The organism is Holdemania filiformis DSM 12042 (assembly GCF_000157995.1).
Lineage (GTDB): Bacteria > Bacillota_I > Bacilli_A > Erysipelotrichales > Erysipelotrichaceae > Holdemania > Holdemania filiformis.
In genome coordinates this window covers 294800-306028 of the sequence record NZ_GG657552.1, presented here as the reverse complement: position 1 = coordinate 306028, position 11229 = coordinate 294800, and the positions used below count along the sequence as shown (strand labels likewise).

Genomic DNA, 11229 nt, shown 5'->3' with positions numbered 1-11229 from the left:
ATTGCGGTCAGTCGTCACCGGTCCCTGATACTCCCGCCTGCGATCCGGATCGCGCAGATTCTCGGCGGCATACCCGAGATACAACCCCAGCTGATCGGTAACCAGTCCCTTTTCGACTAATTCCAGTGCTAACAGATCCGCCATTTCCCGGATGATCAGCCGCGCTTTCTCCGCCGGATAAGGACAATGCAGCACCTGTCCGCTGCCCAGGCTGCGGGAAACTGGTTTGTAGGCCTTGATCTGCGCGATCGTGCAGGGTTCCCAGCCCCAGGCGTGGTCGATCAACAATTCGGCATTGACGCCGAACAGCTTATACAATAAGGCTTCGTTGTGGAATTGATCCGGGCTGCCCAGGGAGCAGCGGGCGATGTCTCCCATCGTCATCAAGCCGTGGGCTTCCAGCTTTTTAGCATAACCCCGGCCGACACGCCAGAAATCGGTCAGCGGCCGGTGCGTCCAGCACTGCCGGCGATAGCTCATTTCATCCAGTTCGGCGATCCGTGTTCCATCCGCATCCGCCTCAACATGTTTGGCAACGATATCCATCGCGACTTTGGCTAAATACAAATTTGTGCCGATGCCAACCGTCGCGGTAATGCCCGTCGTTTTCAGCACATCCTGAACGATGCGCTTCGCCAGCTCTCTGCCGGAAATGCCTAACGGCTTCAAATAGGCGCTGACGTCCATGAACACTTCGTCGATCGAATACACATGGATGTCCTGCGGCGATACGTACTTCAGATAAAGCTGATAAATCTGACGGCTGACCTCAATATACCGGGCCATCCGCGGTGGAGCAGCGATGTAAGCGGCCGCAAGCCCGGGCTTTTGATCCAGTGTCAACGCATCCCAGGACGAACCCGTCAGCTTCCCGTGCGGTGCTTCCCGGCGCCGCTGCGCATTGATGAAAGCGATCTTCTGAACGACCTCGAACAAACGCGGACGGCCCGCCAGTCCCAGCTTCTTTAACGACGGTGAAACGGCCAGGCAGATCGTCTTTTCCGTCCGGCTTTCATCCGCAACCACTAAATGGGTGGTCAGCGGATCCAAAGCACGGTCGACGCATTCCACCGAAGCATAAAACGATTTGAGGTCGATCGCCAGAATCACGCGCTGTTTCTGCATTGTCAAGCCTCCTTTCAGCCTCCGTCAGGATGCCTGATCCTGATTTTATCTCCCGTTTGAAGTAAATTGGAATCTGAATCTATTATAAAGGAAAGTTGAATTATTTTCAAGTTTCAATTCCCATTTTCATCCTTTCATTTGATCTTCATCCGCTCTCTCTCTTTAGTTTTAGCCTGATCCTGTTCTTCATCCAGAATGAAAAAGAATGGGCTATCATCGCGTTAAAACGCTTGTGCAGAAAGCTGCTCCAAAGAGTTTTTCCTTTTCTCTGTGATGTCCTTTCCTTATAGAAAAAGCGTCCCTTCGGACGCTTCATCGTTGGAAAATTAACGCGGCGGAAAGCAGTCGGACCAACGTTAAATAACGCTGCCGGCTGAACGTTTCGTTGAGCGAACAGAACTTATCCGCCAGGCAGACGATCACGCTTTCCCGATACCGCGGCGGAATCGGCACCAGCGGAAACATGTGCCGGGCGATGATGTTGCGCTCTACGGCGTTTAAATCAAAATCCTGAACCGCGTTGCGCAGCGCCGTTGAAGGATGCGTAAACCCATGCAGCCCGTATTCCTTGTGCGGCTGATGCCAGTCGTAAAGAAAATAGTCGTGCAGCAAGGCGCCCCGCACCAGACTCCCTTTATCGCAGTTCAGCTTCCATTTCTGGTCCAGCATCAGGCTGTAATACGCGACGGCAATCGCGTGATCCAGCGTCGTCGTATCCCCATGCTGAAGATAACCACGCATCGACTGCACCTTTTCCCGCGTCAGCGTCGCCTGCGCGTACTTTTTTAAAAGTCCGACCAGCTCGGTTTGTTTTTCGTTGTTTTCGATCATGCTTCACCCATTCTTTTCGTCCTTATTATAATCAAGGGCGATGAAAAATCAAGCGTTATCCCGCGGTTTAAAATTTTCCAGCCTTTCCGCTCTCAGTGTACTACCCATTTTCTCATTTTATTCCGGAAGCAGAAAGCCGGATAACGGGAACGTCAGCAAGAAAGTGGTTCCCCGGCCGGGCAGCGATTCAGCCTGAATCCCGATATTCATTTTATCGCAGAGCTGTTTGACAAGATACAGCCCCATTCCGGTTGATTTGGCTACCTGCCGGCCATTGTCCCCGGTAAAACCCTTGTCGAAGATCCGCGGCAGATCATGGGCGCTGATCCCGCAGCCGTTGTCTTCAATCCGCAGCGTCACCTGATTTTCATCCGCTTTCGCCGTAAACCGCAGCACTGGCTTCTCGGTCGTGCGGTATTTGACCGTGTTGGTCACAATCTGGCTGAGAATGAAATCAATCCATTTCACATCGGTATAGACGGTCTGATCAAGATTTTCCCGTTCTATTGAGAACTGCCGGGAAATCAGCGTCTTCGCGTGATTTTTGATCACCTGGCTGACGATCTGATCGAGCGAACAGCGGCGGATCACATAGTCTTTTTCCACAACGGTGGACCGTGTGTAATACAGTGCCTGTTCAACGTATTGATCGATCCGGTCGACTTCCTCCTCCAGCGAACGCGTCACCGGATCGGAATGATTCTCAATGATCAGCTTGCAGGAAGCGATCGGCGTTTTCACTTCATGCACCCACGTTTCAATGTACCGGCTGTAATCTTCGTTGCGGCGGCGGTAGTCGGCGATCGTATCGTTCATCGACTTACTCACAACCCGGAACAGCTGCGTCAGCTTCTGCCCTTCCACAAAATTGGGGGATTCGATGATTTCCGACAAATAGTATTTCTCTTCCAGCTGATCCAACAGCTGAAACATCTGGTCGAAGAAGGTCTTCTTGCGGTAAAATTCAACCCCCAGCGTGACAAGCATCAGCGCCAGATACAGAAACGCTAAAAACCCCAGCGCGAACCCGCTGACGCGCAGTAACCGCAGCAGCACCCCGGCGAAAAGCAAAAAGATCGTCTGCCCCAGCAGGAATACCCAGCGGTCCTGAAGAAATTCTTTGAACGTCATATCCGATACCCCAGCCCGCGTTTGGTCGACAGATAATCCGGACTCACGCCGATGCTTTCCAGTTTGCGCCGCAGCCGGTTGATGTTCACGGTCAACGTGTTGTCGTCAACGAATTCCTCCGACTGCCATAAATCGGTCATGATCTCGTCGCGGCTGACGATCGTGCCCTGCTTGCGCATTAACAGCCACAGGATTCGGATTTCGTTTTTTGTCAGCTCCACGCTTTGATTTTCATGCATCACACAGCCCTTGCTTAAATCTAGCGTAACACCGTTGACTTCCAGCAGCCGGCCCTGATCCTGCGGATACGCGCGCTTTAAAACAGCCTGAATATGCGCCAGAAGGATCTGGACATTGTAAGGCTTGGTGATGAAGTCGTCGGCGCCCAGACTCATACTCATTAATTCGTCCAGATCGCTGCTGCGGCTGGTCACCATCAGGATCGGAATCGAAGATTGCTGGCGGAGCGAGCGGCAGATCATATAGCCGTCCATTTCCGGCAGATTGATATCCAGCAAGACCAGATGCGGCTGAATCCGCAGAATCTGCTGATCGACCTCGTGAAAATCATCCAGCGTCAGCGCCTCATAGCCGTAGCGGTTTAACAGGTTCTGCAGCTCCACCCGGATTTTTTCTTCATCCTCGACAATCAAGATTTTAAACATCCCAATCCCTCCTCATATGATCTTATTATACACTAACCGAAAATCTTCCCGCCACGGCTTCTCTTCTCTCTAACAAAACTGTTAGATTCTGCCTGCAAAAGTAACAAAAAAGCCCTGATTTCAGGACTTTCGACCCCGGAACTTCCGGGAAATTGAATTCAACTGGTGCACCGAACGGGACTTGAACCCGTACGAATAAATCACACGCCCCTCAAACGTGCGCGTCTGCCGATTCCGCCACCGGTGCATTGCTTAATTATTATAGCAAAGTTCCATTCAAAAAGGAAGAATTTTTATTTCCGCGCCGCGTTTTCAATAGAAGAAAAAAACACCAACTGACAAAATGAAGAACCGCAGCCAAGTTCAGCCGCGGTTCTCTCTTCATGAATTCAACTTTTTCGTCTTCTCCGGCAGCACCCGATTCAATACCGCGTACAATAAATCCAGATCAATCGGTTTCGCCACATGCGCCGACATGCCGGCCGCCACGGAGGCTTCCACATCCTCCGCAAAGGCGTTGGCTGTCATAGCGACAATCGGAATCTGTCCGGCATCCGCCCGCTTTAATTGCCGGATGACGCGGGTTGCTTCATAACCGTTCATCACCGGCATCTGGATATCCATCAAAATTGCGTCGTAATACCCTTCCGGTTGTTCGCTGAACCGGCGGACCGCCTGTTTTCCATCGTAACAGACCTCAAATTCAGCGTCGGCCAATTCCAGGATGCCGCTTAAGATTTCCGCGTTGATCAGATTATCTTCGACGATCAGAAACCGCCGTCCTTCCAGAGTTGTGTCCGCTTGCGGACTTAAGCTTCCTTCCGCCGGCCTCTCGCCGTCCGGATTTCCGTTAAGCTCCGGCTCACACGCCAATTCGATGACAAACGTCGAACCCTGCCCTACCTGGCTCTCCACCTGAAGACTGCCGTTCATTAACTCGATCAGGCCCCGGGTAATGCTTAAGCCCAGACCGGTCCCTTCAATCTGTCCGACTTGCGAACTGCGGGCAAACGGATCGAACAAATGCTCCAAAAACTGCGGTTCAATGCCGATGCCGGTATCGCGAATCGTAAACCGGTAGCGGACCTGATTCTGATCGCTGCCTGGAATTTCCTCCACGATGAAATCAATTGTGCCGCCCTCCGGTGTAAATTTCACTGCGTTGCTTAAAATATTAATTAAGATCTGATTGATCCGCAGCGCATCGCCATAGAATACCGTATGTTCAATTTGATTAGCGGAAATGTTCAGCTGGATCGCTTTGATCCGGGCCTGCGGCCCCATGATCGCCGCCAGCTGCTCGATCACCTCCGGCATCCGCAGACGCACCCGGTTCAACGTTATCTGCGAACGTTCAATCTTGCTCATATCGAGGACGTCGTTGATCAGGCTCAGCAGATGCTTGGACGAATAGGTGATTTTTTTTAGACAGTCGGCAACCCGCTGGGAATCGCCCAGATGCGCCGTTGCCAAGGCCGTCATGCCCATGATCGCGTTCATCGGCGTGCGGATATCGTGACTCATCGCCGACAGGAAATCACTTTTGGCCCGATTGGCTTCTTCGGCCTGGATCAAGGCGTTTTCCAGTGTTTTCTTGGTCCGGCGCTCAGCCGCGAGCATCTCCGTCACATCCGCGCGGACCAGGCAGACCGTCTGATGATCGGCGTCGCCCCACAGCACGCTGACCTTTTTAATCCGTTCTCCCTGCGCGTCTTGATAAGGAAACAGAAAATCGTAGCCTTGCGGATCCTGACTCAGCCTGTCAAGCATCGCCGCCAAGCGGAACTGCCCCCGGATTTCCTCCAGACCTTCCTTCTGGGTGTGCTGGCCGACAAACTTATCCATCGCTTCATCGTAATGCTCGACGACATACGGCGGCAGGTTTTCCACAACGGTCTGGCGCGTATGCACGATCAGCCGTTTCGAGGTGATGTCGATAAAACCGGCCAGTTCAAAGGTAACGGCAGCCACCCGCAGTAATCCCTGCTGCTCGCGGACCGATTCGGTGATGTCAGTCCGTGACAGACAGATCCGTTTCAGCCGCCGGTCCGTGACCGAGACCGTCGCGTTCTTCATCCGCAGCTCGCCGCTGGGATCCCGCATCGAAAAGGTAAACGTAAAGGAGTCTTCGTTTTGCAGCCGTGATTTCAGATATTCCGGTTTCAGACTTCTCTCATACCGTTCCTTATCCTTGGGCAGCACATGGCTTTCCAACAGCTGTTCAATCCATTGCGAATAACAGCCATGCGTCGCGTTGAGCAGACTTGTCTGTTCATTCTGCGACAGAATCTTATATGTGTCGCGGCCTAAATCAATATCGGCGACAAAGTCATAATTTATTTTTGACAACTGGTGCAGAATGAGATTGGAGATCGTCTTTTCCGTGATATCCGTAACGGTCAGAATTCCCGTTACATCCCCGGTGTCCGGCGTCGATACCATGTTCATCTTGATCTCGACATAGCGGCCCTGACTTTCCTTGGGCAGCTGTACAAAACACGTCTGCCTCTGAACCGTTTCGCCGGCGGCGAATTCCCGCCGCGCCGGCTCGTTTAAATAGTGGTCCAGGAAATATTGCCGCGGACCGGGTTCGACGATCAGGGATGAGAGTCCCTTAAAGAACACCTCGCGGTCATAGCCGAAGCTTGCCAGCAGATCGGAATCCGTATAGTCCATGATATCCAGAATCCGGCCCCGCGTGATATTGCAATGACCTGCGACCAGCGCGTTCTCACCTGGTGTCCGGTAGTGTTCAAGAATCAGCTCGTTATACTGCTGCCGGATCCGCTGCTGCTCCAGGCGTTCCTTGGTGATGTCGTGATGCACGGCGTAAACATGCACCGTCCCGTCCTCATCCAGAATCAGCGACAGCTTGCTGCTGACCCAGATTTGACTTTGATCCTGTTTCAGCATGCGGAATACGATTTCCCCCTGCGGCTGGCGCTCCGCGATGAACCGCAGCAGCTGGCCGCGGACCATTTCCCGATCCTGCGGATGAATATTCGCGGTAAAATCCTGCTGAATTGCCTGGCACATCGCCGTGTAGCTCATACCGGCCATTTCCGCGAAACCCTCGGAAATGTATTCCGGCACCAGCTGTCCCGCCTGACGGCTTTGAATCACGGTCACACCGCCTGGCAGATTTTTGACGACCGTCTGGAAATACTGCGCCAGCCGTTCATTTTCCCGGCGCACCCGAACCTCCCCGGTAATTTCCCGAACATGCTTGATATAGGCCTCAATCCCATTCCAATCTGTTTCGCGGAAGCGTGTGGCATAGAAACGGTCAGGCTGATCGACAGACATTTCGTGTTCCTCATTGTCTGCGGCATGGCTTTTCAGCGTACAGAAAGCGCAGGGCTGCTTTTTGCCGAAAAGCACCTCGTAGCATTTCCGCCCGCCAGCTTGCTGATCCTTGGCAAAGATCCGGTGGTTGTCGCTGACATAATAGAGCTCATAATTATGCTTGCCGATCACATAGATTCCGTCCGAGGATTCATCGGCAATACTTTGATACAGCCGTGTTTCCGCGGACATGCCAGTAAACACCGCGTAAAATTGAGATACCTCCGCGCGCGGCCCCATCCGCCGCCCGTTGAGATGAATCCAGATCAGGGAGCCATCGCGGTGCGGGCTGCGGTAGGAAACGTCAAGCACCTCACCGCTGACTACCGCCTGCAGCGCCGCTTTTTCCACCCGTTCACGATCCGGCGGATAGATCGCAAGCATTGCGTTCTGTCCGGTGATGGCCTGGAATTCTTGCGGGCTGTGACCGGTCAGCTGCGCCACGCCGTCGGAGAAAAACGTTGGAATAAAAACATTGTTCTCCACTTTGTAGCTGGCGATTCCGCCGGGGATGGAATTGACCAGATGATTCATCTGCAGCTGGGCTTCCTTCAAATCAGAAATATTGTGGAAAACACAGTGAAGCAGAGGATGCCCCTCGTCCTCGCCAAGGGCGCTGATCTGGACGCGCACCCAGACGAGATGCCCGTCGCGGTGCACCTTGCGGAATTCCAAAGTCGCCGGAATACCGGTACGCACAACCTCCATCGCCCGGGCCACGACGCGCTCGCTGTCCTCCGCATAGATTCGCAGCGCGGCATCCTGAAGCCTCAGCGCATGATAGTCCTCGGCGGTATATCCGCATAATGCCGGAACGCCGTCCGAGAAATAAACCGTTTCGAAAATATCCGTTACTTTGTAAATGGCCACGCCGCCGGGAATCGCGTTGATGATCTCCTGCATTTTCTGATTGGCAGTGTTCAGCTGCGTCTGTAAGGTGAATTGTTCGCTGACGTCCAGAAGCAGCGCCACCAGCACCGCGCCGGTTTGCGGCAAAGTGCGGATAGAGGCGTCGATCCGGATAAAGCGATACGTTTTCCGCGCCGCATCCCAGACGCGGAAACTGTGCTGGAGCGCGCCGCGTTGATCCCGCAGCTGCGCCAGCGCGCTTTGCAAAGCCGGCCAGTCCTGCGGATGCACAGCTTCCATCGCCGCTTTAAAATCCGCGGCCGGCGCGCCGAACATCTGTTGGTAAGCCGCATTGACATACAGCGGCTGCGCGTTGTCGATCTGACAGACCACCAAGCCGCAGGCAACCGCTCCCCACAGCTTCTCCATCATTGTGGAAAAAGCCGGAACCTCCGGCGTCAGCGTCAGCAGCGCCACGGCCTCCCCGGCAATCTCGAACGTCTGGATTTCCGCGGTATAGCTTGTCTGGGTGAGGAGATTTTGCCAGACTGCCGGTTTTTCGTTATTGTCGACCTGCCCCAGCCATTCAGTGAAACCCGGATCCTGATTCCGGCTTTGCGCCGTTTTGTTCACCGGTTGCCATTGTGCGGCAGCTGTGCGGACAAACAGTGCCGCGGAATTGCTTTTCATAATTGACACGCAGTCAGTTCTTCGTGCATCTGCCTGACCTTCGCGAATTCTTCCTCAATCTTTTCCAACATGGCTGGATAATCGGAACGCTTTTCCCCATGCCGCAGCGGTTCCACGATGTCGCAGACCGCCTCATACAACGGCGTTAACCCCAAGTTTCCAGATACCCCCTTCAGCGTATGCGCTGCCTGAAAGGCTCCGTCCAGATTTTTCGCCTGCAGCGCCTGCCGCAGATCCCCCAGACTTTCGTCCTTAAACAACATGCCCAGGATTCGCACATACATCTTTTCCTGCCGCATAAACCGTTCCATTGTCAGCGCGTAATTCACGCCGTAAGTTTCCATGATTATTTTAACGTCCGCCATGGGTTTTCCTCCTTGTTCCCGATTAAATCATTGAGCGTCTGATACAACAAATCCGGGTCGATCGGCTTAGCCAGATGCGCGTTCATCCCCGCCGCCAGACTCTTGGCGATATCGTCATCAAAGGCGTTGGCTGTCATCGCAATAATCGGAATCTGCGCAGCGTCCGCACGTGGACAGCGGCGGATCGCGGCGGCAGCGCTCAGGCCATCCATCACCGGCATCCGGATATCCATCAGAATGGCGTCGTAGGAATACGGGCTGGAGGCCTCATAACACCGCAGCGCCTGTTCGCCGGTTTCCGCGGTATCGACGCAGAAGCCTTTAGCCTGCAAAAGCAGCACCGCCACCTCGGTATTGATCACGTTGTCTTCGGCCAACAGAATCCGCCGGCCGGTAAAATCCAGATCCCGCGGATTTTGATTCACTGAAGCGGCATCAGCCGAATTCCAGCCGCAGACTTCTGCCGCGGAGGAAACAACACCCAGTTTGACCTCGATGATAAATTCCGTCCCTTTTCCTTTTTCTGAACGCACGCTGATGCGCCCGTCCATCAGATCGACAACACTTTTGGAGATCGCCAGTCCCAATCCGCTGCCGCCATACGCCGCGGTCGTTCCCGTCGACTCCTGTGAAAAGGGCTCAAACAGATGCGGCAGAAATTCCGGACTGATGCCGACGCCCGTATCGCGAATCACAAACCGGACCACGGCATTCTCTTTTTTCGCCTGAACCTGACTGGCGTGCAGGACAACCTCGCCGCCGGAATCCGTAAACTTCACCGCATTGCTTAGAATGTTGACCAAAACCTGCTGCAGCTTCATTGAATCGCCGGTGTATTCCGTCTGCAGCGACGGATCGACAACACACCGGTAACGAACGCCCTTGGCCGCGGCCTGACCGGCGCACAGCGTACTGACGCCTTCGATCAGCCTGCGTGTAACTAGCGGCCCGTTGTTCAGAAGCAGCTTGCCGCTTTCAATCCGGCTCATGTCGAGAATGTCGTTGATCAAGCCGAGCAAAAACCGCGAGGACAGCTGAATTTTTTCGATGCACTCGCCCACCCGGTCCGGATCGTTCAGCGATTGGGCGGCGATCGCGCTCATTCCCAGAATTGCGTTCATCGGAGTCCGGATCTCATGCGACATCCGCGATAGAAAATCTGTCTTTGCCGCATCCGCCTGCTGCGCGGCATTCAGCGCGGCTGCCAGCTCCGCTTTCTGCGTTTGTTCCTGACGCACGACTTCGGTTACGTCGCTGCGCGTGACGCACAGACGCTCCAGCTGACGGTCAAGATAAAAAACCTTATAGACTTTGACGCGGGTCTGCCCCTGATCATCCTGCATTTCCACCGAGAATGTATACGGGCCTTGTTCGGCCAGCGTGCGTTTCATGCGGTCCAGATCCAGCTGACGGCGATATTCCGCAATGAATTCCGATTTGACATAACGGCTGGCGAATTGTTCAATCGCCAGTGAAAACTGATCCTCGGCCGGAACCATCGGATCATTGGAAGCATGAATCCGCAGTTGTCCGCTGTGCGCGTCAATTTCTGCGATGATATCGTAATTCAGGCTGACGATCTGATCCAGCAGCTGTTCCTGCAGCTTCTGCTCCGTGATATCGAGCGTATAGAAAAAGAGAATAAGTTCCCCGGTTTCCGGATTCAGACAGGAATGGAATGTCGTATGACTCCAGAACGCGCCCTCGCGCGTACTGCGCAGAAATTCGAAGTGATATTCGCTCTTGCCGACGGCATAATCCGCCCGGACCTGTTCTCTTTGCATTTGCTTCTCAATCCGCAGGCCGGTGTCCTGATCCATGGAGGAGTGCGCGAATTGAGCGATCACCTGATCATAGCTGTCGCCCACCTGGGCTACGGCGAAATTCGCCGTTGTCAAATAACTTTCCAAAAGATTTTGCGTCACGTTCAGCCGGCCCTGCCCGCTTTGATTGCCGCTGGCCGCTTCCACGAAATAACGCAGCTCCCGCTCATAGAGTTCTTTTTCACGCCGGCGCAGCTGCTTTTCCTCCGTGATGTCGATGAAGACACAGTCAAAAAAGGATTCATCGTTCTCCATAAACAGCTGAGCTTTGACTGAAGCCCACTTCACGCTGCCGTCCTTGCAGCGCAGCCGGTTTTCAATATGGATCGTCTTGGCCTGCCGCAGCTGTTCGCGCAGCCGCCTGACGACATCCGGAAAATCCTCCGGTTCGATAATCGCCGCCAG

General features: G+C 53.9%; 7 protein-coding genes and 1 tRNA gene. All 8 read right to left on the bottom strand.

The features are described 5' to 3' along the window. Positions 1 to 1125 (bottom strand): Y-family DNA polymerase (locus tag HOLDEFILI_RS02250; RefSeq protein ID WP_006057739.1); only part of this gene is annotated, 1125 nt, incomplete at its 3' end. A 312-nt stretch (positions 1126 to 1437) separates the two neighbouring features. Next, positions 1438 to 1956: an HD domain-containing protein gene (locus tag HOLDEFILI_RS02245; RefSeq protein WP_006057737.1), complete on the bottom strand. Its 519-nt coding sequence runs from the start codon at positions 1954 to 1956 to the stop codon at positions 1438 to 1440. Positions 1957 to 2073: 117 nt separating this feature from the next. After that, positions 2074 to 3087 (bottom strand): sensor histidine kinase, encoded by a 1014-nt coding sequence (locus tag HOLDEFILI_RS02240; RefSeq protein ID WP_006057736.1) that lies wholly within the window; start codon positions 3085 to 3087, stop codon positions 2074 to 2076. After that, positions 3084 to 3752: a response regulator transcription factor gene (locus HOLDEFILI_RS02235; RefSeq protein WP_006057735.1), complete on the bottom strand. Its 669-nt coding sequence runs from the start codon at positions 3750 to 3752 to the stop codon at positions 3084 to 3086. Before HOLDEFILI_RS02235 ends, HOLDEFILI_RS02240 begins: the two co-directional genes overlap by 4 nt. 163 nt (positions 3753 to 3915) lie before the next feature. Then, a tRNA-Leu gene (locus HOLDEFILI_RS02230) sits at positions 3916 to 3999 on the bottom strand. 134 nt (positions 4000 to 4133) lie between these two features. Continuing rightward, positions 4134 to 8636 carry a hybrid sensor histidine kinase/response regulator gene (locus tag HOLDEFILI_RS02225; RefSeq protein WP_006057733.1) on the bottom strand — a complete coding sequence of 1501 codons (4503 nt, stop codon included), beginning with the start codon at positions 8634 to 8636 and terminating at the stop codon, positions 4134 to 4136. After that, complete coding sequence (locus HOLDEFILI_RS02220) at positions 8633 to 9001, bottom strand: Hpt domain-containing protein (protein ID WP_006057732.1); 369 nt, start codon at positions 8999 to 9001, stop codon at positions 8633 to 8635. Before HOLDEFILI_RS02220 ends, HOLDEFILI_RS02225 begins: the two co-directional genes overlap by 4 nt. Beyond that, positions 8983 to 11229: ATP-binding protein (locus HOLDEFILI_RS02215; RefSeq protein WP_039863706.1), on the bottom strand; the 2247-nt coding region annotated here is incomplete at its 5' end. The genes HOLDEFILI_RS02220 and HOLDEFILI_RS02215, both read right to left, overlap by 19 nt.

Coding starts and splice junctions, on each gene's coding strand:
- HOLDEFILI_RS02235 (WP_006057735.1), bottom strand. CDS start 3,752: ATGTTTAAAATCTTGATTGTCGAGGATGAAGAAAAAATCCGGGTGGAG.
- HOLDEFILI_RS02240 (WP_006057736.1), bottom strand. CDS start 3,087: ATGACGTTCAAAGAATTTCTTCAGGACCGCTGGGTATTCCTGCTGGGG.
- HOLDEFILI_RS02245 (WP_006057737.1), bottom strand. CDS start 1,956: ATGATCGAAAACAACGAAAAACAAACCGAGCTGGTCGGACTTTTAAAA.
- HOLDEFILI_RS02220 (WP_006057732.1), bottom strand. CDS start 9,001: ATGGCGGACGTTAAAATAATCATGGAAACTTACGGCGTGAATTACGCG.
- HOLDEFILI_RS02225 (WP_006057733.1), bottom strand. CDS start 8,636: ATGAAAAGCAATTCCGCGGCACTGTTTGTCCGCACAGCTGCCGCACAA.